Source organism: Streptomyces sp. PSU-S4-23 (genome assembly GCF_055632315.1).
This window is the reverse complement of sequence record NZ_JBVMUU010000002.1, coordinates 7573244-7599013: the sequence shown is the minus strand read 5'-3', so window position 1 is coordinate 7599013 and position 25770 is coordinate 7573244. Positions and strand designations below refer to the sequence as shown.

Here is a 25770-nt window from a genome sequence, read left to right as displayed (position 1 = left end):
CCAGACCCCTTGGAGGGGGTCAACTTTCAAGCGTCGCTACTGGTCCACTTTTCAGCCGTCGCCGACAGGCGAGTCCAGCCGCTGAGCCGGCACACGGTGGTTGGAGCCTGGACCTGGTTGTCGGCACTGAGGTTGATGGCGAACGCCGAGGCCGCAGTTCCGCCCTGTCAACGCTCGCGGTCTTCGCCAGAGCCCGTAATCCCCCAGGTTCTGGCTGCATGAGCTATTGGATTGGTGTGCGTGGAGACGCGGGGGCAGAGTTGTCGGTATGTGGGTCCAGCGGAGCTGATGGCGCTCGTCCAGGCGGGTTGTGAGGGTCGGAGCATCCGCTCGTCAGCGGACTTCGGCGAGTGGGTCTCTGCGCTGACCTTGAATGAGTTGGCCGAGCCCTTCACGTTCGTCGTCGATGGCGGCGGGGTACTGCGACTGGCTCCGCGTCGCAGCGAGCACGTGGTGTGTGCTGGCGGCGGAGAGGTGCTGAGCGCCGGCGAGAGCCGATGCCGCTCCTGCCGGGAGCTCAACATCGTGCGGGAGGAGAACTTCGTCTGCGTCTTCTGCGGTGAGGATCTGCCGCGGAAGTGGAGCACAGGGGGCCCGGGTGACTGGTCAGACAGCGAAGATCGCATCACGGTGCGAGGTGCGGCAGCACAGCGGTGCGACAGGTGAACCAGTTCATCCTTCATGATGAGTTGTGGTGGGACTCGGAGTTCTCTTGCGGGTCCTGCGGCGCCTTCATGTGCGAACACGCTGGTCGGGGACCAGCGCCTGATGATGTCCGGGAGGCCCTACTCGCAGCGCACGGACCCGTCAGGCTCCGGCTGCTGGTCGGTCCGGGCCCCAGCCTTGTCCCGGCTATGAAGGTCCTTCGGGAGCTCTCAGCGGCCTCGTTGTCGCGCGCTCGTGAGCTGTCTGGGGAACTGAGCCACGATGGCCTGGTGGGGACCTTGTCGGAGATGGAGTTCCTCAAGGCTCGGCTGCAGCTGCGCGGGGTGCACGTCGACATCGACCAGTAGCCGTCCCCGGAGGCACCGACAACTCACGGTTGGTGGCAAGAAGTGTGGCTTTGCAGAGGGCATCGGCCTCGGCGGACATGAGTGCGTCGGCGAACGTCTTGATCATCGCGCGCAGCAGATCGGGACTCGCCGCGGCGAGGTTGTCTTCCGTGAGGGCGTGCAGGGGCAGACTGTCGGGTGCGGTCATCGCGCTGATCTCCTTCGAGCTTCGACACCTCGAAGATCAGCCGGTGGCCGTTCATCTATGCAGACTCCACCCCGATGCCAGGGCAAACGCCCGGATCAGGTGGGAACCCCTACACCACTTCCCAGGACGCAACCTGGAGGCCCCGCTTGTCGAGGCCGCCGTAGATGTGAGCTTCAAGGCATTGCGGGGCGTCCAGGCCGACGGCTTCGCCCCGGTAGAGGGCGATGAGTGAATCCTTGCCCCGCCACCAGGAGTCGGTCACTCCCTGCACTTCAGGTACCGGCTCGTACCCGTCAAGGTGCAGGGAGTCGACGGCCTTACCGGTGATCTTCGTAATGGTTCTTGCCCAGCGTCCCGCGTGGGCGGCCAGCGCCAGCGATTCCACCCATCCGCCGGTACTGGCATGGAGCGGCGCCCAGCGGGAGCCATGGATTCCGAACTCTCCGCCGGGGCCGATCATGAATCCGTACGCCATGGAATACCGGCAGTCCCCGGCCGGGATCCACCAGCCCTCCGTGGCCGAGCCCTCGGGGCAGTCCGCGTCCAGGGTGCGCGGGCCGCCCTCGTAGAACGGGGCCGGCGGCAGTGCGAGGCCACCCCAGCGGTCCTGGAATGCCACGGCCCGGTCGACCTCCGCAGCGGGGATCCCGTGCTCGATCCACGCATCTCGGTGGCGCCGGATGCCCTGCCGAGGCACGCGGATGCCGTGCACCTCGATGAAGACCTTGGCCCGCCGGGTGAGACCGGCAGGCGCGACCGGGATCGGCGATACGGAGTTGCCGGCCATCACCGCTGACCGCTCTCGTTGCCGTGGATCACGGCTGCCGCGATCTCCCGCACACGGTCCGGAGTGATCCCCGTGCGCTGTTCGACAGCGAGAGGGTGGTCGGTGGGCTCAAGCTCAACACAGGGGCGCTCACCGACCGGGCGCGTGTGGACGTGAGTCTTGAGATTGAGGGTCGTGGGCGCGTAGACCGGCAGGTCGGTCGTAAGCCAGCCGAAGTACGGCTCCTCGGCTTCACGACCGGGCGTATCCCACAAGTCCGCCGCGCGGGAGAAGTTCTCGCGGCTGAACGAGACCCAGACGCCCCAGGAGAACACCTCGTCACGGCCGATGACCGGTATCTCGATCAGGCCCTTGATGAAGTAGTGCTGCGCGCGGATCACGCACTGGTCCGATGAAAGCAGGCAGTCCTCGGCGTCGGCGAAGGCCTGATCCCACACGGCCGGGGCCTCGGCCGTGTGGTTCATCGGCAGCTCAGGGTGGCGCCCTCCACAACACCTGCAGGTGAATCCGAGATCACTGGTCATGGTGCCCGATCCTAGTTACGAGCCCTGGCCCGAACCCGCGCGGGAGCCCCCTCCCGCCCAAGCCTCAACACTGCTCCACACCGACCACGCGCCGCCCACGGACCGCTTTGGCGTGGACCGGCACCGATCGGCTGACCGGCGCTTGACTTCCTGCCCGCCCCCGAGCGTCCATGGTCGTGGCCGACCCGCCGAGCAGAATCACGGACCACCGCGATCCCCCACGTCGTTCGGCGCCGTCCGCCCTCCGTTTCGCCTTCGCCGGCCGCTGCTCCACCGAGGACCTGCAAGACCCGGAGGCTTCCAGGAACGTAGTCACGCATCCTGCGACGCGGCTCGACGCGCCTGAAGCGGTGGCCGGTACGCAGGAACAGTTCCTCGAGCTCGTCGTTCCAGATCTCAACTGCACGCTCGTCGATCACGCCGGGAGGCTGCCCACACCGCTGCCGCTGTCAGCGGCGGCTGCACACGAGCGAGGGGCGGTCCTGGAAAGAGAACACGGGCTAGCAACCAGCCCACCACGCTCACCCAAACCGCCCCTGAACAGGGAAAACGTCAAAGTACTGCTGGAGTACTAGGGCCGGAGCACGATCTTGCCGTGGGTGTGCTGCTGTTCCAGCTCACGGAAGGCGTCACGCACCTGTTCCAGCGGGTAGGTGCGGGCGATCGGCACCTCCAGTTGCCCACGCGCGGCAAGCCGGGCCAGCTCGCCGAGCACGACCGCACACGCCGCCGCACCTTCTCCGTAGGTCCGCGCGCCGACCTTGGCTGCGGCCTGCCAGTCGCGGATCGTGTTGATTCGCTCGGGCCGCACGCCCAGTTCCACTGCCAGTGCCACGTAGCCGTCGCCGAAGGCGTCGATGAACGCGTCGACCCTGCCGCCGGACGCCTGACGGATCCGCTCGGCCACACCCGGCCCGTACTCGACCGGGAGGACACCGCGATCCTTCAACCAGGCGTGATTTCGCTCGCTCGCCAGCCCGATCACCGTGGCGCCGCGCCGCCGCGCAAGCTGCACGGCAAGCGACCCGACTCCGCCCGCCGCACCGGCGACGACGACCGTGTCGTCCGGTCCAGGGTCCACCGCGAACACGGTGGCGTACGCGGTCGTGCCGGCCACGTACAGCCCACCGGCCACCTCCCAGGCCAACCCCGCCGGACGGAAGACCAGATTCACGTCGTCGACCACAACGAACTGCGCATGGCTGGCCCGCCTGTGAGTGAAGCCCAAAACCTCATCGCCCACCGCGAAGCCCCGGACGTGCGGGCCGGCCTCCACCACGACGCCAGCCAGATCGCTCCCCTGCCCGGAGGGAAACGCCGCCGGCCAGCGTTCGTGCAGCGCGCCCGTGCGGATGTGCGCCTCGCCGGGCTGGATCCCGGCCGCGCGGACCTCGACCAGCACCTGCCCAGGACCGGCCACCGGCCGCTCCACCTCCTCCACCCGCAGCACATCGATCCCGCCGTACTCGTGAAACCGCACCGCCTGCATCGCGTGATCACCGCACTCTCTCGTCCGGACAAGGCTTGGACGGCCACGCGCCAGAGGGCCGACGCCGACCGTGCCACCGCGTTCAAAGATCAAGCGCGGATCCGTATTCCCAAGAGCACGACCGACGGCGATGCCGTCCGCGCCCAAGACTCACCTGCGGCCTGACTCGCACCGTACAACTCGGACCCCAGGACATCGACGGAGAGTGACGGCGGAGGTCGCCGTACGTGGGGAATTCTCAGAGGACATTCTGAACCGGAGTGCCCGATCTTGGTGTTGACTCGGGGATGAGGCGCTGTCGAGGCAATCGCGTGGTCCTTCGGCGGCTTCTACAGTGTCCCTATTGAAGGGGGCGGGCGAGGATCGGTAGATCAGAAGGGCTGGCTCAAGGACGTGTGCAGATCGAGCGGTTGATAGACCTGAAGCCCGTCCACCAGCGTCAGGCTGCCGCCCTGGCCCTGTGGCGGTGGCGTGCGCCAGTGCTCGCGTTCGAGCTCGATGCCGAGTGGGGCGTCGACCAGGCTGTGCTGGAGTCGCTGTTCCAACTGGCGGCGTCACCTTCTGGTGAACAGTCGGATCGCGCATTCCGGCAAGCGATCGGCGAGCTGTGCACGGCCCCGCTCTTCACGTCTGAGGTCGACCCGGACACGGTCCAGCTCTTCCAGTTGGAGACCATCAGTAGCCTGCTGGCCTTCGGCGAGTTGCTGGACAAGCCTGGCGTGGGCGTAGCAGAGCGAGTGGTCGAAGGCTCGGCCGGCCTGGCGGACTACCTCGACGACCTCGTCGAGGGCTCGTTCTGCTCGCACCCCTCGGAGGAAGCCCATCGCGAGTACCTCGCGAACCTGGCGGACCGGGCGGGCGAGGGGTATTTTGCGTCACGCAACTTCGCCGTCGAATCCGCTTGCCACGGGGCTCTCCGCGATCTCTCCGATTCCGCAGGGCTGCTCGACTCGTCCACCGGTCGCGAGTTGCTCGCGCTGTGCAAGGACTTCGGAGAGGAGCTTGTCACAACGATGCGGTGGCTCCGCGCAACGGGTCACTAGCCTCGATCTTGCATGAGGGTCCGTCAGCTTGCTGACGGACCCTCATGCAAGATCGAGGCTAATCCGCGACAGAGATGGCAGGTTACTCAAGCTGTTCGATGCCATCCTCAAAGACCCGGGGATCGACGTTGCGCTCAGCGGAGTCCAGATGCCGCGAATGAACTCGATCATGGCGAGGTAGGTGCAGACCTGTCGGCGTGAGCTGCTGGACCGCACGTTGATCTGGAACCAGCGCCACCTGTGCCACGCCCTGCGGGAGTTCGAGCGGTTCTACAACTCCCACAGGCCGCACCAGGGCATCGCGAACGCCCGACCACTGCACCCACCGTCGGTCCGCCCGCAGCCCGCGATCCGTGACGTCCTCCGTATCGGCGGTGCCGCCGCGGTCCGGAGCAAGCACCGCATCGACCCGCCTGCGGGCGATCAGCCACTCCTGCCATTCCAGCTCGGCCACCGCCGGCTCGGCCTGGATACAATCGGCCTCCTCACGCAGCCCGTCGGCCCGAAAGCCAGCCGCGAGTTCGTGCTGTTCCAGCAGTCCGACAACCGACGGCATCCGCAACCTCCCGGGGAGCGACGACATGACAGGTCACGACTCCCACGGAATCACCGCCCCTACTCCTGACCGCGAAAACGCGCGAAAATGCCGCCCTCAAGTCCGGAAAGACAACAACTTCTCAACGCCGACTCCAACCCCGATGTCATCGCCCGCGACACCAGCGGCGCCCTGTGGCTCTACCCCCGCACCGCCACCGCCTTCAGCACCCGCCAACAGATAGGCACCAGCTTGTAGGCACCCCGCAATCTCTCCGGGGCCACCGCGATCCTGCGCTACGGACCTCTGTGGCCCCGGACGTAACGATCCGACGACGCCCGCTCCGGCGATATGCTGTAACCGGGGCGCGGTACAGCAACGAGGATCCCTACCTCTCAAGAACACGGGCGGCCGGCAACACCATTCGCGAGCCGCGGCTGGCCAACGTCCGCTTCACCGGAATACGCACCCACGGCCTCTTCGCCTGAACCGAAGGAAGACTCACTCCTTGCTTCCCGTACGCACCGGCCGGCGGCGCCTTGCCGCGGCCATCACCGTCGTCCTCGCCCTCACCGCAGCCGGCACCACCCTGACCGCCCCCGCGACGGCCGCTCCCGCCGCCGTCATCGCGGCCACGGGGGCCGAGGACCAGTCGGTCATCGCCTTCCCGAAGGGGGACGTCATCACCGGGGTCACCGCCTCGGGCTACCTGACCCACAACCCGGCCACCGGGCGGAGCTGGCTTCCCGCCGCGGGCGGCTCCCCGATGAAATGGTCGTCGACATTCACGGTCCTGGGCACCGGGTCCGGCGACCTCGTCGCCACGTACGCCGCCCCCTCCAACACCACCGGCACGATCACGGACGTGGCGACCGGATCGGTCGTCTACTCCTACTACCCTGGCCCGTCCACCACCGGAGTCACCTTCGCGGGCGCCGCCGGCGTCAGTCTCTTCACCACGCTGGGCAACTCCGCGGGCGGCGAGACGCTCCGGATGCACAGCAACGACATGGAGCTGCGCACGGTGACCGGCCTGCCGGACACGGCCACCGAGGTGAGGGTCGTGCCCGCCACCGCCGGCCACGCCCAGGTGACCTACGCCACCGGCACCGGCACGGACACCAGGCGTTTCCTCGGCCTGCTCGACCTTGCCGCCGGCGCCGTGACCGAGACCTACGAGCTGCCGGCCGCCGATGTGGGCACGGACGTCGCGGTCTCGGCGACACGCGTGGCGTGGGTCGAGTACAGCTCCGCGCCGGACGCGACGCTTGACGCGACGGTGGTCGTCACCGACCGGTCCACGGGTACGCGGCAGGACATCCCGGTGGGCAAGGTGCGGTACAAGGGCGTGGAGATCGGCCTGCAGGGCGACTGGGTGACGTACGGCGACCACAGCACCCTTTACGCCGGCGGCACGTACTCCTCGGACGCGCTGACCGCCTACGACCTCACGAGCGGCGCCACCAGCAAGCTCCTCGACCACCTCACCTCCGCCGCCACCGCCCCCGACGGCACGCTCTTCGCGCGCGGCGGCACGGTCGCCGAGAACGAGGGCGTGTACCGGATCGCGCCCGGTCAGGACGGCCTCCCGGCCGCGACCCTGGTCGCCAGTACCGGCGAGCCCACCCGGGTCACGCTGACCGGCTCCAACGTCCCCGCCGTGATCGACCTCGACCCAAGCGGCGGCAATGCGGCGATGGCGTGGAAGCTGTCCCGGGACAACGTCTTCATGACGGTCACGCTGCGGCACGTCCGCACGGGCAAGACCGTGACCGCGTACTTCCCGAATCCCCTGGATACTTCCGTCACCTTCGACTGGGACGGCGAGCTGGCGCGGCCGGAGCAGGGCAACGCGTACAACGGCGGCTACACCTGGACGCTCGTCGCCAAGCCCCTCAACGGTATTGGTCCGGACCTCACGTCGTCCGGCACGTTCACGGTCGTGCGCACCGCCAAGCCGCACGACTTCGACGACAACGGCGCGCCGAACGTGCTCGCGCGGGACACCGCCGGGCGCCTGTGGAGCAGCGACACCTATTACGACCCCTACAACCCTGGGCAGTTGTGGGAGCACGAGACCAGACTCATCGGCTCGGGCTGGGGTGTCTACAACCGGATCGAGGCCGTCGGCAACGTGGGCGGCTCCCAGCACGCCGACCTGATCGCCCGCGACGGCAACGGTGTGTTGTGGCTCTACCTCGGCAACGGCACCAGTGGCTTCGCAAGCCGCCTCAGGATCGGCGGCGGCTGGCAGATCTACAACAAGATTACCGGCGGCACCGACTACACCGGGGACGGCCGGGCCGACCTTCTCGCCACCGACACCTCCGGGGTGCTCTGGCTCTACAAGGGCACCGGCAATTACGCCGCTCCATTCGCGACCCGGGTGAAGGTCGGAGGCGGCTGGGGCGTCTACAACAGGATCACCGCCGTGGGCAACGTCGGCGGCACCGCCGCGGGCGACCTTCTCGCCCGCGACGGCAACGGTGTGCTGTGGCTCTACCGCGGAAACGGCAACGGCACCTTCGCCTCACGCGTCAGGATCGGCAGCGGCTGGAACGTCTACAGCGACCTCGTCGGCATCGGCGACGCCAACCACGACGGCCGCCCCGACCTGCTCGCGTACAACAAGAGCCAGAACATGACATACCTCTACCGCGGCACCGGCAACGCGTCGGCGCCATTCGCGACGCGGATCTCCTACTACCCCAACAACCCCTCCGTCGCGTACAACCGCCTGGCGTGACAAGGGGGTTGAGACTGGTGGGCTCGCATGTTGAGGTGTCGCGTATTCCAGCTCAGAGCGCCCCGATCGGTCACTTTGGGTCATGAGGGCAGTGTCCAGGGTCCGGCCCGGAGTAGGCATGTTCGACCGTGCCCCTGCCGATAACCTCATCCGCGCTGATGGGAGCCGGTGGGCAGCGCCTGGCTAGACGTCGGACCGTCTCACCCGAATCAGCGCTGTGACGCCCCTGCGATCATCCTGGAATGATGACCGGTCGTGCTGCTACGACTGGCCTACATGGGCTTGACCAACGCGTTCGCGATGTTGCGACTCCTGCCGATCAGCGACCGGGAGAATGACGTGGAGATCCTGGCCCCGCGCCATCAGAACGCGGTGCTGGAGAGGCAGCTGAGCGGTCAGCGGGTACGGTTCGAAGGAAGCGACCGGGCGTTCCTGGCGGCACTGCTCCAGGGCCTGCCGACGCAGGTGCTGCGTCGGATGCGGTTGCTGTGCGGCCGGGCACCGTTCTGCGCTGGCACCGGGACCTGGTCGCCCACCGTCACGCCTCGCGGTCCCGTCCGAAACACGGAGGCCGACCGCGCACCGTCCGCTCCATCCGCGCCCTGGTACTGCGCCTGGCCGCAGAGGATCCGGGCTGGGGGCACCGCCGCCTTCACGGCGAGCTGCTCGTCCTCGGCGTCAAGGTAGCCGCGTCCACCATCTGGGAGATTGTGAGGGAGGCCGGGATCCCACCGGCACCCGAGCGGACATCCAGCACCTGGGCGGACTTCCTGCACTCCCAAGCGGACGCACTCCTCGCCTGTGACTTCTTCGAAACGATCACCCTGTCCGGAGCCCGGCTGTACGTGCTCGCAGTCATCGAACACGCCAACCGCCGGATCCGGATCCCCGGCGCCACCGCACATCCGACCGCGTCCTGGGCGACGCAGGCGGCGAAGAACCTCGTCATGGACCTCGAGGACGCCGGCACTCGGGCGCGCTACATGATCCGGGACCGGGACGGAAAGTTCCCGGAACTGTTCGACGCCGTCCTCAAGGACGCGGGATCCAGATCGTGCTCAGCGGCGTCCGGATCCCCCGCATGAACTCCCTCATGGAGCGATGGGTGCAGACCTGCCGCCGAGAGCTGCTGGACCGGACCCTGATCTGGAACGAACGGCATCTACTCCATGCCCTGCGGGAGTTTGAGAAGTTCTACAACTCCCACAGGCCGCACCAGGGCATCGCGAACACCCGCCCCCTCCGTGCCCTTCCCCAGCCAATCGACGACCCGGAGCAAATCGCACGCCTCAACATACAACGAACCGACCGCCTCCGCGGGCTCCTCCACGAGTACCAACATGCGGCCTGAGCAGGGCGGATGAGGTATTCGGCAAGGACAGGGCCAGGAACTCCCGGTGGACCCGGTGGAGTTGCCGGTTGTGGCCGTGGGTGAAGGAGCGCAGGAAGGTGCCCGGCGTGGACGGGGCGCGTATCCCGGCGAAGGCCCGGTCCATCGCGCCATGCCGCAGCCGGTCGGCATCATCGATGGAGTCGGCCCCCGAGCACATCGCGCCCAGCAGCGACATCACCTTGGCCGCCGGATGCGCGCCGCCGCTGTTGGCGGCTGCCTCGATGCGGACCTGGGCGGCCATAGGCCGACCCGTTCCGCGAGCGCGGCCAGCGGAAGCAGTCCCGCATCCGCGATCAGATTCGGCTCGTCGAAGAGTGCGGAGACATGGACGGCGGCACGGGAATCCACAGACGGCACCCGGTGGATCCGGGCTCAGAACGCGATGTCCGGAGCCGGCGTGAAGAATGGCTCAGGCACCAAAGTCGCGATGGAGAAGGGCTCGAAATCTGGGTCCGCAACCACCCGGTAAATGAACTCGGGTGTGGAGATGTCCAACTGACGCCATTCCTGATACCCCCTCCCCCGTGTCACGATGGGCCACTCATCAGCCGGCTTCCCGTTGGCCAGCCAGTGATACTCGCACTCGGTCTGGCTGAAGCCCCACGGGATAAGCCCAACTTGACCAGGACGATAGATCCGGTACGGCGCGTACAGCGGGTCGTCCCCTTCAGCAGGAGCATCAGCGCTGAAGCTCTGCCAGGTGGTGGCGAGATCGAAGGCTTCTCCAGGAGCGACGGAAAGGATCTGCAGGAAGTCGGAGAAGAGCCCCTTACCGAAGACCGCGGCAAGGCGCTTGTAATCCTCGGGCAGTGACAGACCGAGACGCTCCTCGGTCTCACCCCAGGACATGTCCGCCTGACGCGGCTCCCAATTAGTGACTTCCATCAGTCTATCGATCCACATGCTGAACCTCCCTGAGCAGAAATTACTGGGAAACGGACGAAGGGGCGGAGCCATCGATGCCCTCCCGAACCCCGGCTGACCAGTAGCGTCCCGTGCCTACGAGCAGCACACCCCGGAGACGTGGAACCCGGCGCCCACCCGGCGCGACACCCGGGTCCTCAGCCTGCCCACAAGCAGAAATCCCCGCTCTGAATGAGCAGAAAAGGTCCGTCAGCAAGCTGACGGACCTTCATGCAAGATCGAGGCTAAGCGATGTCCCGTAAGCGCCGTCGTGGACAGGCCAAGCCGTGTCAGGTGCTCAGGTTCTTCCATAGGTGCCGCTCGTCGAGGGTCCCGAACCGTACCTCTCCGCGAGCAAGGTCGACGAGGATGGGCCAGCAGTCCAGCAGCTGCTGCTGCCACGGGTCACGCGAGGCGAGGTAGTGCGCGGAGTTGTAGGGCACGATCAGGAGTCCGTTGCTCTCTCGGACTTGCTCTGCGTCGATGGCAAGGGGCGGCTCGTCACCGCGCTGGCTACGCGCCAGGAACTCCACTGCGAGCTGCAGGGCTTCTTCCCGGCCCCGTTCACCGGGCTGAGCCCGCGGCAGTTCGGCAAGTTGGTCACTGCCTTGCGTCGCGAGGGCGCCGACCCGGTCCGTAGGGGCCGGCCATGGAGTCTGCCGTTAGAGGACCGGGTCCTGCTGGTCGCCGCCTACTGGCGTACGAACCTCACTCTGCGACAACTCGCCCCGTTGTTCGGGGTGTCGAAGTCGGCTGCCGACCGCATCGTCGACCACCTCGGCCCGGCTCTCGCGCTCCAACGGCGCAGGCGGTTCCGCAAGGACACCGTGCTCATTGTGGACGGCACCCTGGTCCCCACCCGCGATCACAAGGTGGCCGAGCAGTCGAAGAATTACCGCTACTCGACCAATCATCAGGTTGTCATCGACGCAGATACCCGGCTTGTCGTCGCCGTCGGCCGGCCGCTGCCCGGCAACCGCAACGACTGCAAGGCGTGGGAGTTGTCCGGCGCCAAGGACGCCGTCGGCAGGACCACCGTCATCGCCGACGGCGGCTACCGAGGAACCGGACTGGTCATCCCGCACCGCCGCGCACCCGGCCAAACCGAACTGCCCGAGTGGAAAGAGGAGCACAACGCCTCCCACCGCAAAGTCCGCGCCCGAGTCGAGCACGCCTTCGCCCGCATGAAGACCTGGAAGATCCTCCGCGACTGCCGCCTGAAAGGCGACGGCGTCCACCACGCCATGCTCGGCATCGCCCGCCTGCACAACCTGGCCCTCGCCGGATAACGAAGAAGGCGCAGGTCATCGAGCATGCCGTAGATCATTTATGGGACAGCTCTTAGGATGCTCTACAAGCTCGACTGCGAGTAGTCACGTTCGAATCATATGCGATTTGAACGATGTTCTTAACTAATGCGCTTACCTTCCCGCCATGCTGCACATGACGGCCAGGGGCCGACGTATGCCCTCATGGGTACGGAACATCTGGCGAGAGGTCGTGGCCTTCGGTCTCGTCGGCGCCGTCGCGTTCGTGGTGGAGACCGCGAGCTTCAACTTCCTGATCTTCGGTTCGCCGGACCATGGCGGGCCGCTGGGTTCCACACCGGTCCTCGCCTCCGCGATCGCCACGCTCCTGGCCATGGTGGTCAGCTGGCTGGGCAATCGCTACTGGACCTATCGGGACCGCAAGGGAGCGGTCGACCGACGCGAGGTCGCCTGGTTCATCGCCGTCAACCTGGCCGGGCTGGCGGTCACCGCCTTCCCCGTCTACGTCGCGCACGAAGTGTTCGGACTGTCCTCCCCGTTGAGCGACAACGCAGCCCGCCTGGTGGGCTGGGCGGCGGCGACGCTGATGCGGTTCGCCGCGTACCGCGCCCTCGTCTTCACCGCATACCGAGAGGACTCCCTGGACGTGCCCGCGACGACCGACCGTCGGCGTGCGATCTCCCGTGGCACCCGGCCGGACGACCTGCTCTGGCCATGCTTACTGGCCATGGTGGCCGCGATCTGCGGGTGGGCCGTCTCCATCGCGTTCCACCCCGGCTTCCTCAGCCAGGACAGCCTTGAGCAGCTAGCGCAGGCACGGGGGGAGCGGCCGGTGACCGACTGGCACCCGCCGCTCATGGCTCTGCTCTGGCGCACGCTCATCGACATCACCGGCGCACTGTCGGCGATGGCCGCGCTCCAGACCGCCGTGCTGTGGGGCACCCTCTGGGTGCTCGCGGTCGTGCTGTGGCGTCGGACCGGCAGCCGCCCCTTGTCGCTGCTGATGCTCGGCTTCGGCCTCGCCCCGCATGTCCTCACCTTCACCGGGGTGGTGTGGAAGGACGTGCACATGGCATACATGCTGTTGGCCGTGTGCGCGATCGCGCTCGTCGCGCGAGAGCTGCCGGAGGGACGGGAGCGGGCCCGTTGGGGATTGCTGGTCCTCGGCATGCTCTTCCTCACCTACGCGATGCTGGTGCGCAAGAACGGGCTCCCGGCCGTCGTACCGATCTTCCTGCTGCTGATGTTCGCGCTCTGGCCGCGTCCCGGGCGGCGCCGCTGGCTGGTCGCCGCGGGGTCACTGCTGGCGATCGCCGCCGTCGGCAGCCTCGGGGTGTCCTCGGCCGCCCATCCGCTCGCGGTGCGCCAGTACGCGCAGATACCCCTCGACGACCTGGTCCACGTACTCACCCCGCAGCAGGTGCGCTCCGCCGCGACGAAGGCCGGGGCGACCCCGGAGTTCACCGACGACCTGTTGGCGACCGCGCGGACCTGCCAACGCGAGGACATCGTCTGGGACGCCTACTTCGCCTGCTACCCGCACAAGCCGGGTGATCGGGCTGCGGTCGGCCCCCACATCGAGGCCGACCAGGCCGACGTCCTGCTGAAGATGTGGACGCAGCAGATGCCGCACCACGCGACCGGCTACGTCGAGTACCGCTCCCGTACCTTCGCCCGGCTGCTGTTCCAGGGCAACCTCCAGTACCTCGGCGGTGATTCCGCCGTCATGCCGAAGGACGTCCGGGTCAACAAGACACTGGACGCGGCCATGAAGTCCTATGTGATGGGCTTCGACCGCGACTTGCCCTGGCTGTTCCAGGGCTGGTTCTGGCTGGTGGTCTCGCTGGTGCTGGCACTGCGCCGCCGCTGGGCCGGCCCGTGGTCGCGGGAGCTGCGGCTGCTCGGGGTGAGTGGTGTCCTCTATATCGCCACCTACCTGCCCACCGCCCCCCAGGCCAACTACCGCTACGTGTACTGGCCCGCGATCGCCGGCACCCTCGGGATACTGCTGGCGGTGAGCGGAGCGATCGTGGCGCGGCGCACGGCCCACGCCACCCAGGACGCCGGGTCCATCGCGGCGGTCGAGGCACTCGTGAGCGGTCCGTTCACGGCGGACCCGACCGTGCCGCACTCGGTCGGCTCCGGTCCTCGCCTGAACGTCACCACCGGCTGATCTCGGCGCCGGTCGTGCCCGTGCCGGGTGGCTGCCGCAGCTCTCCGGCACGTCCCGCCAGGGGCTGCCGGTACGGAACCGCCACATCACCGCGTTGAAGTGGCTGCGCACATCAGGGATCGGCCCGAACGCCCCCAGCGACAGGTGCGGCTCGATCAACTTCCGCTCGACATCTGTCAGATCACCACGAGTCACGCGACCGGTCTACCGCACCCAGCACCACCCTGTAGCGGGAGAGACCGATCCCGTGATCTCAACTCAGAACACCCCCTAGAGGATCACGGAATGAACCCCAAAATCGCGTGCGTCGTCCCCTGCTACAACGAGGAGGCTGCCGTAGGCAAGGTCGTGCGCGATCTGCGTGCGTCGCTGCCCGAGGCGGTCATCTACGTCTACGACAACGCCTCGACGGACAACACCGTCGCCGAGGCTCTGGCGGCCGGCGCGATCGTGCGCCAAGAGCCGCGCAAGGGCAAGGGCAACGTGATTCGACGGGCGTTCGCCGACGTCGAGGCCGACGCACTGCTGATCATCGACGGCGACGACACCTATGACGCCTCCCGTGCCCGTGAGATGGTCGACCTGCTCTTCGAAGGCCCCTACGACCAGGTGGTCGGCGCCCGTCGAGAGGTCGAGGAGACGGCCTACCGGCCCGGGCACGCGGTCGGCAACAAGATACTCACGGGCGCCGTCCGGACGCTGTTCGGCAACGACGTGAGCGACATGCTTAGCGGTTATCGCGTGTTTTCGCGGCGTTACATAAAGTCCTTCCCGGCACTGTCACACGAGTTCGAGACAGAGACAGAGATGACGGTGCACGCCCTCAGTCTGCGGCTGCCCACCACCGAGATGGAGATCGACTTCAAGGACCGGCCCGCCGGAAGCGTGAGCAAGCTGCGCACGTACCGCGACGGTTGGCGCATCCTGAAGCTCATCCTGGGCCTGGCCCGGCGTCAGCGCCCCTCGCAGTTCCACGCAGCGATCGCCGGTCTGTTGACGATCATCTCGCTCGCCCTGGGTCTGCCGGTGGTCATCGACTTCGTGCGGACCGGCCTCGTGCCGCGGCTTCCGACCGCCGTACTGGCCGCCGCCATCATGATCATCGCGGTGCTCGTGCTGCTGGTCGGCTACATACTCGAGTCCTTCATGCACATGCGCCAGGAGCAGGCACGCCTCGCCCACCTGCGTTATCTCGCACCGTCCCGCGGCGTCGACTTCGTGTCGGAGGAGCTGGGCAGCGCGCCGCAGGAGTCCGGGCCGGAGGCCGTTGCCTGAGTCGGGCCGGAGGTCGGCGCGGTGGCGACGCCCCCTTCCTGCCTGGGCCGCATCAGGGACGTGACCTTCCCTCCGTAGCGTAGAGACCGACTGCAGTGGAAGTTGAGGGTCATGGCAGGCAAGAGTCGGGAGTTCGAAGCGGAGTTCCGTGAGGGGGCTGTGCGGATTGTCGCCGAGACCGGCAAGCCGGTGGCGCAGGTCGCGCAGGATCTCGGGATCAACGAGACCACGCTGGCGAGTTGGGTGTCGCGGGCCCGCAGGGCCGGCGGGGTCACGGCGACGGGTGAGAGCGAGGAGCTCGCGCGGCTGCGGCGGGAGAACGCGCAGTTGAAGAAGGACAACAAGGGGCTGGCCATGGAGCGTGATGTACTCAAACGCTGCATGGTCTTGTGGGTGAAGTAGCTGTGGCGGACCCGGTGTTGCTCGTCGGGTGATCAGCGACCAGAAGAGAGATCGAGGCCCGCGCGGTGCGCTGGTGCCACGAACACGGCTAGTGAGGTGTCGGACCGGCCCCGGTGCCGAGTCCTGGAATTAGTTCGCTGCGTGGCCCGTATGCGCTCGTGACCAGCGCAAATACCCGATCCATGGGGAGGGTACAACTTGATCTACTGCGGAATCGACTGGGCGGAACGGCACCACCGCGTCGTGTGTCGTTCAGAAATGCGTCGCTGCAAGTCGTAGGGGGTCTGGTGGTGCTCGGGGTCGCCTGGGACGATGCCGTGGGTGATTGTCTCGCTGGTCTACCAGCTGACGAGGAAGCTGCTCTCGATCCCGGCCGTTCCTGCGCCGCCAAGTGACCAAGGATGCCGAACTTCTCGTCCTGCGCCACGAGAACGCCGTGCTGCGTCGACAGCTCGCGGCCCCGGTGCGGTACGAGCCGGCGGACCGGTTGTGGTTTGCGGCGTTGTCCTCGCTGATACCGCGGCGGCGCTGGACAGAGGTGCTTCCGGTGACGCCCGGCACGGTGCTGGCATGGCATCGACGACTGGTGGCGCGTCGGTGGGACTACAGCAAGCGCCAGAGGCGGCCTGGCCGTCCACCGACTGCGTCGTTGATCAAAGAGCTGGTGCTGCGGCTGGCTGAAGAGAATCCGCGTTGGGGGTGTCGCAGGATTCAGGGCGAGCTCGCACGGCTGGGGCATCAGGTCGGAGCGTCCACGGTCTGGCAGATCCTGAACGCTGCAGGCGTAGGCCCGGCTCCCGCAGGAGCGGGCCGACATGGCGACAGTTCTGGCAGCGCAGGCCGACGGCATCATCACCTGCGACTTCCTGCACATCGACCTGGTGGATCTCCGTCGGGTCTGCGCGCTGGTTTTCCTGGAGCATGGCACACGCCGCCTGCACATCGCCGGCGTGACCGCTCACCCCACCGCGCAGTGGACGGTGCAGCAAGCCCGCAACCTCGCGGCCGACCTGGGCGCGCGTCTTGAGTCGCTGCGCTTCCTGGTCCGCGACCGGGACAGCAAGTACACCGAATCCTCCGACGCGGTCTTCGCGGCCGAGGACATCGAAACCCTCAAGACCGCTCCGCGGGCCCCACGGATGAACGCACACTGCGGGCGGTCATTGGCACTCTGCGGCGCGAAATCCTCGACTACCTGCTGATATGGAACGAGTCCCATGCTCGGCAGGTCCTCGACGCCTATGCCCGGCACTACAACGGTCATCGCCCGCACCAAGCTCGAGGGCAACTCCCTCCGCTCGCCCACAAGCACCCAGCGCCCATGACCGCTCTGACCACTCAGCGGATCCTGCGCACCCGAGTGCTGAGTGGCGTGATCAACGAGTACAGATATGCGGCGTGAACTGCAGCGACGGGTTTCCGAACGGCACAGGTCCGATGCACCCTGTGCGGGCGCAAGATGCAGCCCGCCACCATCCGCAACCACGTCTACTACCGCTGCGAATTCAAGGACCAGGAAGCCGCCCTCTACCCCGACCTCACTCACCCCCGCACCGTCAACCTGCGCGAAGACATCGTGTGCCGGGCCCTGGACCAGTGGATCGCCCGGGCCTTCACCCCCGACCGGCTCACCGCCACCATCACCGCACTCACCCACGCCAGCGCCGCAGCAAGCGCCGCAGAGACCCACACACCTGAGCAAGCTCAAGCACGCCAGGCGATCAAGGACTGCGAGCGACGACTCGCCCGCTACCAAGCAGCCCTCGAAGCCGGAGCCGACCCAGCCGTCGTCACCCAGTGGATCAACCAGGCGCAGCGAGACAAGGAGGCGGCACGGAAGAAGCTCGACGCGCAACAGATCCAGGGGATCACTGAGAGTCTTGGGAACATTGCGCAACGCATCCACACGGCCGACGCCGATAAGAAAGGCCCACTTTACGAGGCCTTGGGCATCACGATCAGCTACGAACACGCAACGAGGACCGCGACCGTAAGGTCGAGGCCCTCCTCACCGTATCGTCAGTGGTTGTGTCCGAGGGGTGAGTTGACCACTGACGATACGGTCGTGGTGGCGCAGGGGAAGCTCTACCGCTGAGACTACTGTCGCCGTACGCCACAGTTTGGCTCGGCCGCCTCGTCCATCGTGGCGGCCCACTTCTCACCCCCTCAGAACGGCGGCATTCCGCGTTGGGGGCGGCTCGGTTCAGCCTCCGAGGCGGTGCGCAAGGTGGAGCAGATCTGCCAGGTGCAGCACCCGCCCATCGAATCCTGGGAGAGGGACATGGAGCGGCTGGGTCCAGTGGGCGGGGATTGCATCCAGCCCGTAGTACGCCCCCGCGAGGCCTCCGGTCACCGCGGCGACCGTGTCCGTGTCACCGCCGAGGTCGATCGCCGCGCGTATCGCCTCTTCGAAGCTGGCGGTGGTGCGCAAGGCCCAGATGGCGGAGCCCAGGCAGGGCCAGACGGCACCGTTGAACTCGGTCGCCTGATCAGGGTGCCAGTCGGGTGCGAGGACTGCGGCGTAACGGCCGCGGTGCTCGGGGTGGACAAGAGCCAGGATGTCCGGGAGCGCGGCGAGGGGGTCGGCGTCCTCGAACATGACACGGACAAGTTCGTGGAAGACTGCGGTGCCTTCCCAGGCCGCACGGTCACCGTGGGTGAGGGCAGCGATGCGGCGGGCCGCGTCCATGGTGGCTTCGCAGCCGGCGGGTGCGAAGTAGACCGCAGAGGTCGATGCCCGCATCAACGAGCCGTTTCCCGCTGCTCGTTGGTTGACCTGGAAATGAATCGCAGCGGCGAGGTCCCAGGGCATGCCGTTGGTCAGGACGTCTTCGGTCTGCAAGCCGATGTCCTTCGGTTCTGATGCTGCCCACCGCTGGAAGCGGGCGAAGATGTCCGGCAGATCCAGTCCGCCCCGCTCCAGCAGCGACTCCGCGACCAGGACGGCCATCTGTGTGTCGTCGGTGGCCTCGCCGGGGTCCCAGCCGCCGCCTCCGCACATCTCGCCACCGGCACCAGGCGCGGGAAACCGTGCGGAGAACGCTCCCTGGGGGCCGAACTCGAAGGGACCGCCCAAGGCGTCACCCACCGCTGAGCCGACGACCGCGCCGGCCGCCCGCTGAATCCGCTCCATCCGCGCAGGTTATCTGTGCCGCGCCGACGGCCGCACGGCCCTCTTTCCTCTTTCGGCTCCCCGACCCATCGGCGACGAACGTGTCTCGTCTATGAAGGTGCGCCACCTGAGACACTCTGGGGCCGAGACACCCGTACAGGTCACATACCGGTAGTTCGTTAGATCCGGCGGTAGAGGTCAATGCCGTGTCCGGTGGTGACCGCGTCGATCAGGGCCTGGAGCTCGGAGGGTGGGTCCGTGTCCGTCCAGGCTCGCCACCATCGGTTGAGGGTGATGGCGGGGGTGAGCCAGGAGCGGATGGCGCGTAATGCCCTGGGCCAGCAGGGCCGTTGGGGCTGGTGGGGTTCGGCTGGGCCCCCTCTCTGGCCCCTCGTCGGGGCACGGGTCCGGCGCGGTGGCATCCAGGGGTCCGGATGGGGCGAACCACTGGTCCCAGCAGAAGGAGAAGGCGCAGTTGACCAGGGTCTGGTGGCGGCGGATGGCGCGGTCGGAGCGGACTTGGAAGTCGGCCCAGCCGAGTTCGTCCGCAGGTTGGTGGCCAGGTACCAGGTTGCCTTCTCCGGCAGGCCGGCCGGGTCGGTGGTGGCCACGACCAGTCGGCACGGGGAGTCCGGGCCGTAGCCGGCCAGGTAGGCGTCGGCGGCCCACCAGGTCTCGGTGTGCCCGTCGCGGAAGTGACGCTGAACGGGCGTCCAGTCGCCGGGACGCTTGGCATCCTTCCAGGTCAGGGCGTGGGCGGCTTCGATGGGGGTGTGCGGCTGGTCGGGCGGAGCCCAGGTGCCGCGGTGCGGCTTGAGAGCCACGACGTAGGCCAGGCCGGCCTCGCGTAGCGCGAGGTACCAGTCGTCGCTGACGGAGTAAGCGCAGTCGGCGACCACCGCCCGGCAGCCGAAGCCCGCCTCCTTCCCCCGTGCCGCGAGGGCTGCGGCCAGCTGCGGTTTCGTACGGAAGGCCGGATCCGAGCGGCCGCGGGCGAAGTGGTGGGCGGGAGTGTAGGGAGTCGCGTGCAGCGGGTAGTACACGTGGCCGTCGGTCCACACCGTGGTCACCGTGACGATGCCGTTGTCGGTCTTACCCAACCGGCCCAGCCACTGCCGGCCGACATGCGCGGTCGCCGTGCCGTCCTTGCGGTCCCCGGAATCATCGATCACGATGACCCCGCCGTCATGCGGAGCCGTCGCTGACTCCTCACGCAGCAGTTCGAGCCGCCGGTCGTTGACCAGCTCGGCCTCCCAGGGCGACTCGGACAAGAAGAACTGCAGTCGCTGCACCCCCGGCATCCCCGCACCCGCCACTGGTTGCCCCTGCCAGGCAGGTGATCGTCTTGTTCCGCTCCCGCGGCGCCAGCAACCCGGTCAGGTACTCGCGAAACCCTCGCCGCTGGGCCAAGCTGAAGAAGAGGTCGTCGAACCGGGCCGCGTAGTCCTCCAACGGCCCCGGCGCAGGCGGACACGGACGGCGAGCGGTCATCTCCAGCCCCCAGCAGAGCAGTTGACTCCTACCACCGGCCTACGACCAACCCAAACCGCCGTCAACCCACACCATGGCCGGAATTAACGAACTACCGGTAGGTGTGGGATGACGTCGCGGGCGATCATCGTGCCGGCAAGGGCGACGAACAGCACCGCGGATGCTGCTGTGACCATGCTCTGCCCCCGGGAGCCGAAGGCACGGCCGGAACGGGCGACAGCGAGAGCGAACACTGTTTCCAGCCCGGACGCGACGACGAACCAGGTAATGGTGAACACGGCAACACCCGGCCATCCGGCGAGGGCCTTGGCCCTCAGCATGGTCGGAGTGCCGGTGGCGAGCCAGAAAGTCCACGTCAACGGGTTCGCGAGGTTGGCGGTGACCCCCTTCCAGAAGGCCCACGAGCTGCCCTCCGGACTGGCGGTCTGTCCGCGCCACAGCCGGTGGGCGTCACGAATGGCCAGGGCGGCGAGATAGAGGAAGACCACAACCCCAGCAAGGGCGACCCAGAAGGATGCCTGTGCGATCGCGCTGATGATCCAGGCGAAGGCCAGCGCAGGTATGAGCAGGATCAGGTCGGCGACGGCCGAACCGAGGATCACTCGGAATCCGGCGCCAAGCCCACGGGTGGCGGACGTCTGGAGGATGGTGACGAAGACCGGTCCGACGGACAGGGCGGCTCCGGCACCGAGGAGGATGCCGAGCCAGAGCACCTGGATCATGACGGTGTTTCCTTGCTTCTGAGTGGTTCAGGGTCGCTGAGGTGCGCGCTGGCAGTCGGTTCCTTGACGGTCTCCAGCGCGATCGAGGTGACGGTCCGGCTGACGCCGGGGATGCCCCGGATGCGGGCCAGGAGCCGGCGCAGGGACTGCGGGGACTCCGTGCGGATCTTCAGCACGTAGCTGTCCTCGCCGTCGACGTCGTGACATTCGAGCACCTGCGGCTCATTGCGCACGAAGGTCTCGAACGGCTGCTGCTCGCTGTCGTCGGCCTGCGTCCCGACACGCATGAGCGCAACGAGGTCCTGTCGAAGTGCCCGGGGGTCGATGAGCGTGGTGTAGCCCCGAATGACGCCGTCGCGCTCCATGCGCTTGATCCGGGAGTACACCGAGGGGCCGGTCAGATCGACGGCCTTACCGATGGCGGCGTGCGTCACGCGGCCATCGGCCTGCAGGAGCCGCAGGATCTCCAGGTCAACGTCATCAAGCTCCGGCGCCCCGCTCTGCGATCCGTTCAATGTCGCCCCAAATCCCAAAAGTTTCATTGGCCAGAGATCATACATGCGAACGAAACATGCACAAGACTGCGCCACGCACGTGGATTCATTGGCTTCAATCACCTCGGCTCCAACCGAGGGGTGCGAGGTCACTTCCCCATGGGGCGTCCAGGGGATCCCCATACGGGCGATCGCGAACTCGCCGTCGGTGCAGGCGGCAGACGTCCCCCAAGGGGCATTCGCCTGGGACGGCGGGAAGAAGGGGGTCGGCGTGAGCGACATGCCGGTGTCTGTTTGGAACGGATTTTGACCAAAGCAGGAAAGTTGCGCCTGTGACCGCCGCTTCGTAGGAGGTGGCGGTCCTGTCGCACCAGATGGCTGCCGCGAAAGCGTTTACGCCGGTTGAAGCAACGCTCGATCATGGTGCACCGGAGGTAGGTCCCCGATCGAATCCTGGTGGTCTGCCGCCGGGGCGGCCGGTCAGCTGCCGGTGCCACGAGAGTGGCTGGCACTTCACACCCCGGGCGAGTGCAGTGGCGGCGAGTTCGGTGTCGGGCACCTCTGGCGCATACGTGACGGTCAGGTGCAGGCCGGCCGCAGCGCCGTACACGACCGCGCCCGGCAGGTGTTCGGTGAGAGCGTCGATCATCGCGTCGCGGCGTCGCCGGTGGCGGCCGCGCAGCAGCCGTAGATGCCGCTCGAGGCCGCCGGACTCCATCAGCCGGGCGAGCACCAGCAGCTCGCGGCGGCGTTCACCGCTTGTCACCACTCCCGTGGGGAACTGGTGGGCGGGCGTGAGCAGCACCGCGCGGGCGCCGGTGGCGTCCAATACGTCGGTGCGCACGCCGTCGTCGTCGACCGGCACCGGCGGGGTGGCCAAGCCTGCGTTCTGCAGGTGCTGGCGGGTCCCGAGCGAGCCGGGATCCTCCACAGCGACAGCGTGGATGCCGTCCCCACGCAGGAGGGGGCGCAGCAGGGCAAGCGCCTGCGCGGTGCCGGCGACGATCAGGACTTCGTCCGGGCCGACCCGGCCGAGCGGGGACACGCGTACGTGGTCGGCATCTGTGGTGATCTGACCGTCCAGCCGCATGACGCAGTCCCTGATACCCCGGCCTGTTCCGGCAACGGCCGCTCGCCGGTTCCCCGCTACCGGCAGCCGCCAATGACGGTGGCGGAACTGGCCGCGGCCGCCGGACGGGAAGCCTTCAGCAAGGTGACCTGGCGGGAAGGCTCCCGCGGCCCGATGGTCTCCCGCTTCCTCGCGATGCGGGTCCGGCCGGCCGGGGTGCGCCCGCGTCGGCTGGCCCAGGCAGCCGCGGTGGCCGAGCACGGCCGGTGGGACGGCGTCCTGCCCCAGCCGCGACTGCTGGCCGAACGGCCCGACGGCGAGGACGAACCGACCCGGTTCTGGCTGTCCGACCTGCCCGACGACACCCCGATCCCGGAGTTGGTCCGCCTGGTGAAGATCCGCTGGCGTATCGAGCACGACTACCGCGAGCTCAAGCACGGCCTCGGCCTGGACCACTTCGAAGGCCGCTTCTGTCTACCAGATCCTCGACGCCTTCCAAGACCTGCTGAACTGCTGGACCGGCATCTGCACCACCTGCCACCACCCCCTGCCCAGCAGAACCACACCAAGATCAAGACAGACCTAATCCAGGGCGTAGGCAGCTCGGCCCGGTCCCCGCAAGGGGCCAGCGGGCGGCTTGCGACGGACAGCGGAACGCCTCCGGCCCCCACGGTCCCTGAGACCCGCTCTGAGACTGGCGTCGCTGTCCACCCAGTGGGTTCCGTGACGGTGACGTGGGCGTCGGGCAACGCCTGAAGTCAGCCTGGCCCGAGAGGCCTCCCGTTAGAGCGGCGAGGTCCGGCGCCTTCACCACCGCCACGGAACCCCACCGCCGTCCGTGCTTCGCGGTGATGACGCGGGCACCGGGCTGATGCCTCCGTTTCCCCGGGCCCTTCGAGGCCTCTGTCAAGAGCGGCACAGCCCGGTGTCTCGGTGAACGCCGCGAAACTCGCGGCGGCCGGCCGGACGTTGATCGTCACGGCGCGAGCCCGCCCCAGGGCCGACCTCTCGTTCCACTCCGCGAGCCCGCGAGCTCTGCAGAAAGACCGAGCCCCTGGGGTGCGCTGGTGTCGCGAACGGCTACTGAGATGGCGGACCGAAGAGTCCTGGGATTAGGGCGCCGCGTGACCCGCATGTGCTCGTGACCTGCACAAACGAACAGATCTAGGAGGACAGCTTGACCGTGTTCTGCGGCATCGACTGGGCGGAGCGCCACCACGACATCGCCGTCATCGACGACACCGGCACCCAGCTCGCCAAAGCCCGCATCACCGACGACGCGGCCGGCTATCACAAGCTCCTGGACCTCCTGGCCGAACACGGCGACAGCCCGGAGAACCCGATACCCGTCGCCATCGAGACCAGCCACGGCCTGCTCGTTGCCGCCCTGCGCACCGGCAGCCGCAAGGTCTTCGCGATCAACCCGCTCGCCGCCTCCCGCTACCGCGACCGGCACGGCGTCAGCCGCAAGAAGTCCGACCCCGGCGACGCTCTGGTCCTGGCGAACATCCTGCGCACCGACCTGCACGCCCACCGGCCGCTGCCTGCAGACAGCGAACTCGCCCAGGCCATCGCGGTGCTGGCCCGCGCCCAGCAGGACGCTGTCTGGAGCCGCCAGCAGGTCGCCAACCAGGTCCGCTCGCTGCTGCGCGAGTACTACCCCGCCGCCCTGCACGCCTTCCAGGGCAAGGAAGGCGGCCTGACCAGGGCAGACGCCCGGGTGATCCTGACCCTGGCCCCGACTCCGGCGAAGGCGGCCCAGCTCACCGTCGCCCAGATCCGGGCCGCCCTCAAACGCAGCGGGCGCACCCGGTCCTTCGACACCGAAGCCGAGCGCCTGCGAAGCGTCTTCCGCGCTGAGTACGCCCACCACCTCCCGGCCGTCGAGGGCGCCTTCGGCCAGCAGCTGCTGGCGCTGCTCAAGCAGCTGGACGCTGCCTGCCAGGCCGCGGACGATCTCGCCACGGCCACCGAGGCCGCCTTCCATCAGCACGCCGACAGCGAGATCCTGCTCAGCTTCCCCGGCCTCGGTCCCCAGCTCGCAGCCCGCGTCCTCGCCGAGATCGGCGACGACCGGGCCCGCTTCGCCGACGCCAGAGCACTCAAGTCCTACGCCGGCTCCGCCCCCATCACCCGCGCATCCGGCAAGAAACGCTTCGTCGGCCGCCGCTTCGTCAAGAACAACCGGCTCATGCACGCGGGTTTCCTCTGGGCCTTCTCAGCCCTCCAAGCCTCACCCGGAGCGAACGCCCACTACCGACGTCGACGCGAACACGGCGACTGGCACAACGCCGCCCAGCGCCACCTGCTCAACCGCTTTCTCGGACAGCTCCACCACTGCCTCCAGACCCGGCAGCCGTTCGACGAGCAACGCGCCTTCGCGCCACTCCTTCCAGCGCCTGCATGACCCGCGAACCCGCCCGGCTGAGTCAACGAGAACAACGGCACTTCGACAGATCCACGCTGTCGAGCGCGAACTCAATCAGAGGACGTGACCGGGGCTCGCAGGCCAAGCCACTGATCGGCGTCCCAGGCCCGGAACCGCTCCACTTCGGCGAACCCCAGCTTTGCCGCGAGGCGCATCGAACGGACGTTGGCCGTCTGGGTAGCGAGCACCACCGGCTCACCCGGAAGGACGTCTTCGAGCCAGTCCAGTGCCGCCGCGCACGCCTCGGCGGCATACCCGAATCCCCACGCCTGCGGCAGGAACAGATAGCCGAGATCGACCTTCCCTACGGCAGCGGGGCAAAGGTGCTCCGCTGCTCTCCTGAGCAGGATCTGGCCGATCATCGTCCCGTCGAGATCGACCACGAAACACCCGGGCCGCCGCCCGGGGACATCGGGCATCTCGCGCTCAAGTTCGTCACGCGGACGGGCGCCGCCAAGGTAGGTGTGTACCTCCGACGAGGCGTGCAGCTCGATGAACGCCGCACGGTCCCGAGCTTCGGGCTCACGCAACACGAGCCTCTCGGTCTTGATCGGTGCAGGCGGCCACGCGACGAGTCCGAGATCATTCATGTCGGCCAGCCAATCAGCGGCCTCAGTAGCGATCAAGAGTCGTGGTCCCACTTGACTTCTTATCCCCCTGAGATGTCTAACGGAGTCCTACCAGCGCTTGGTACGGGGAGCCGCAAAGCCGGCTGC

Annotated in this window: 22 protein-coding genes and 6 pseudogenes; 14 read left to right on the top strand and 14 right to left on the bottom strand. The window is 67.7% G+C overall.

All coding sequences use genetic code 11. The annotated features are described in order from the left end of the window. Positions 1-288 precede the first annotated feature (288 nt). Complete coding sequence (locus tag ACZ79I_RS34410) at positions 289-666, top strand: hypothetical protein (RefSeq protein ID WP_471502797.1); 378 nt, start codon at positions 289-291, stop codon at positions 664-666. 393 nt (positions 667-1059) lie between these two features. Here the strand turns inward: ACZ79I_RS34410 and ACZ79I_RS34405 are convergent. The 4 genes and pseudogenes from ACZ79I_RS34405 to ACZ79I_RS34390 all read right to left on the bottom strand — a co-directional run. Then, positions 1060-1200: pseudogene (locus tag ACZ79I_RS34405) on the bottom strand (IS256 family transposase); the annotation flags it as partial. Positions 1201-1309: 109 nt separating this feature from the next. Further along, positions 1310-1987 (bottom strand): hypothetical protein, encoded by a 678-nt coding sequence (locus ACZ79I_RS34400; RefSeq protein ID WP_471502796.1) that lies wholly within the window; start codon positions 1985-1987, stop codon positions 1310-1312. Further along, entirely contained in the window at positions 1987-2451 is a 465-nt protein-coding gene (locus tag ACZ79I_RS34395) for a DUF2199 domain-containing protein (protein WP_471502794.1), read from the bottom strand. Before ACZ79I_RS34395 ends, ACZ79I_RS34400 begins: the two co-directional genes overlap by 1 nt. 631 nt (positions 2452-3082) lie before the next feature. Continuing rightward, positions 3083-4000, bottom strand: coding sequence for an NADP-dependent oxidoreductase (locus ACZ79I_RS34390; RefSeq protein WP_471502792.1), 918 nt, complete (start codon positions 3998-4000; stop codon positions 3083-3085). A gap of 395 nt (positions 4001-4395) precedes the next feature. Between ACZ79I_RS34390 and ACZ79I_RS34385 the strand changes: the two genes are divergently transcribed. After that, on the top strand, positions 4396-5043 hold the full coding sequence (locus ACZ79I_RS34385) for a hypothetical protein (protein ID WP_471502790.1): 648 nt from the start codon (positions 4396-4398) through the stop codon (positions 5041-5043). 82 nt (positions 5044-5125) lie between these two features. Here ACZ79I_RS34385 and ACZ79I_RS34380 read toward each other — a convergent pair whose 3' ends face one another. Then, positions 5126-5599, bottom strand: coding sequence for a hypothetical protein (locus tag ACZ79I_RS34380; RefSeq protein WP_471502788.1), 474 nt, complete (start codon positions 5597-5599; stop codon positions 5126-5128). Positions 5600-6086: 487 nt separating this feature from the next. Between ACZ79I_RS34380 and ACZ79I_RS34375 the strand changes: the two genes are divergently transcribed. After that, a complete protein-coding gene (locus ACZ79I_RS34375; RefSeq protein WP_471502786.1) occupies positions 6087-8324 on the top strand; it encodes an FG-GAP repeat domain-containing protein in 2238 nt (745 codons plus the stop codon). A 255-nt stretch (positions 8325-8579) separates the two neighbouring features. Then, positions 8580-9675, top strand: a pseudogene (locus tag ACZ79I_RS34370) (integrase core domain-containing protein). Here ACZ79I_RS34370 and ACZ79I_RS34365 read toward each other — a convergent pair. The 3 genes from ACZ79I_RS34365 to ACZ79I_RS34355 form a co-directional block, all read right to left on the bottom strand. Continuing rightward, entirely contained in the window at positions 9614-9958 is a 345-nt protein-coding gene (locus ACZ79I_RS34365; RefSeq protein ID WP_471502784.1) for a hypothetical protein, read from the bottom strand. The pseudogene ACZ79I_RS34370 and the gene ACZ79I_RS34365 sit on opposite strands and share 62 nt — an antisense overlap. A 131-nt stretch (positions 9959-10089) precedes the next feature. Then, positions 10090-10620 (bottom strand): hypothetical protein, encoded by a 531-nt coding sequence (locus tag ACZ79I_RS34360; RefSeq protein WP_471502782.1) that lies wholly within the window; start codon positions 10618-10620, stop codon positions 10090-10092. A gap of 290 nt (positions 10621-10910) precedes the next feature. Continuing rightward, entirely contained in the window at positions 10911-11153 is a 243-nt protein-coding gene (locus ACZ79I_RS34355) for a YrhB domain-containing protein (protein WP_471502780.1), read from the bottom strand. A gap of 6 nt (positions 11154-11159) precedes the next feature. Between ACZ79I_RS34355 and ACZ79I_RS34350 the strand changes: the two genes are divergently transcribed. The 8 genes and pseudogenes from ACZ79I_RS34350 (at position 11160) to ACZ79I_RS34315 (ending at position 17833) form a co-directional block, all read left to right on the top strand. Next, a complete protein-coding gene (locus tag ACZ79I_RS34350; protein ID WP_471505390.1) occupies positions 11160-11909 on the top strand; it encodes a transposase in 750 nt (249 codons plus the stop codon). A gap of 145 nt (positions 11910-12054) precedes the next feature. Continuing rightward, positions 12055-14061 carry a GtrA family protein gene (locus ACZ79I_RS34345; RefSeq protein ID WP_471502778.1) on the top strand — a complete coding sequence of 669 codons (2007 nt, stop codon included), beginning with the start codon at positions 12055-12057 and terminating at the stop codon, positions 14059-14061. 285 nt (positions 14062-14346) lie between these two features. Beyond that, the gene (locus ACZ79I_RS34340; protein WP_471502776.1) at positions 14347-15336 is read left to right on the top strand and encodes a glycosyltransferase family 2 protein; all 990 of its coding nucleotides are present in this window, start codon (positions 14347-14349) and stop codon (positions 15334-15336) included. Positions 15337-15447: 111 nt separating this feature from the next. Continuing rightward, positions 15448-15738 (top strand): transposase, encoded by a 291-nt coding sequence (locus tag ACZ79I_RS34335; protein WP_471502774.1) that lies wholly within the window; start codon positions 15448-15450, stop codon positions 15736-15738. Positions 15739-16129: 391 nt separating this feature from the next. Beyond that, positions 16130-16450 (top strand): annotated as a pseudogene (locus ACZ79I_RS34330) (integrase core domain-containing protein); the annotation flags it as partial. A gap of 103 nt (positions 16451-16553) precedes the next feature. Further along, positions 16554-16940: a hypothetical protein gene (locus ACZ79I_RS34325; RefSeq protein WP_471505547.1), complete on the top strand. Its 387-nt coding sequence runs from the start codon at positions 16554-16556 to the stop codon at positions 16938-16940. Beyond that, positions 16889-17140 (top strand): integrase core domain-containing protein, encoded by a 252-nt coding sequence (locus tag ACZ79I_RS34320; protein WP_471505388.1) that lies wholly within the window; start codon positions 16889-16891, stop codon positions 17138-17140. The genes ACZ79I_RS34325 and ACZ79I_RS34320 overlap by 52 nt, the downstream gene beginning before the upstream one ends. A 57-nt stretch (positions 17141-17197) precedes the next feature. Beyond that, positions 17198-17833 carry a hypothetical protein gene (locus ACZ79I_RS34315; RefSeq protein WP_471502772.1) on the top strand — a complete coding sequence of 212 codons (636 nt, stop codon included), beginning with the start codon at positions 17198-17200 and terminating at the stop codon, positions 17831-17833. A gap of 108 nt (positions 17834-17941) precedes the next feature. Here the strand turns inward: ACZ79I_RS34315 and ACZ79I_RS34310 are convergent, their stop codons facing one another. The 5 genes and pseudogenes from ACZ79I_RS34310 to ACZ79I_RS34290 all read right to left on the bottom strand — a co-directional run. Further along, positions 17942-18871, bottom strand: coding sequence for an ADP-ribosylglycohydrolase family protein (locus ACZ79I_RS34310; RefSeq protein ID WP_471502770.1), 930 nt, complete (start codon positions 18869-18871; stop codon positions 17942-17944). Positions 18872-19048: 177 nt separating this feature from the next. Then, a pseudogene (locus ACZ79I_RS34305) lies at positions 19049-20341 on the bottom strand (IS701 family transposase). A gap of 83 nt (positions 20342-20424) precedes the next feature. Next, entirely contained in the window at positions 20425-21063 is a 639-nt protein-coding gene (locus ACZ79I_RS34300) for a LysE family translocator (protein ID WP_471502768.1), read from the bottom strand. Then, complete coding sequence (locus tag ACZ79I_RS34295) at positions 21060-21839, bottom strand: Lrp/AsnC family transcriptional regulator (protein ID WP_471502766.1); 780 nt, start codon at positions 21837-21839, stop codon at positions 21060-21062. The genes ACZ79I_RS34300 and ACZ79I_RS34295 overlap by 4 nt, the downstream gene beginning before the upstream one ends. 136 nt (positions 21840-21975) lie before the next feature. Continuing rightward, positions 21976-22587, bottom strand: a pseudogene (locus ACZ79I_RS34290) (aminotransferase-like domain-containing protein); the annotation flags it as partial. On the opposite strand from ACZ79I_RS34290, the pseudogene ACZ79I_RS34285 reads away from it, so the two are divergent. Beyond that, a pseudogene (locus ACZ79I_RS34285) lies at positions 22549-23094 on the top strand (transposase); the annotation flags it as partial. The pseudogenes ACZ79I_RS34290 and ACZ79I_RS34285 overlap by 39 nt on opposite strands. Positions 23095-23803: 709 nt before the next feature. Further along, positions 23804-25033 carry an IS110 family RNA-guided transposase gene (locus ACZ79I_RS34280; protein WP_471499059.1) on the top strand — a complete coding sequence of 410 codons (1230 nt, stop codon included), beginning with the start codon at positions 23804-23806 and terminating at the stop codon, positions 25031-25033. Positions 25034-25104: 71 nt separating this feature from the next. Here ACZ79I_RS34280 and ACZ79I_RS34275 read toward each other — a convergent pair whose 3' ends face one another. Then, the gene (locus ACZ79I_RS34275) at positions 25105-25644 is read right to left on the bottom strand and encodes a GNAT family N-acetyltransferase (protein ID WP_471505122.1); all 540 of its coding nucleotides are present in this window, start codon (positions 25642-25644) and stop codon (positions 25105-25107) included. Positions 25645-25770: the final 126 nt, after the last annotated feature.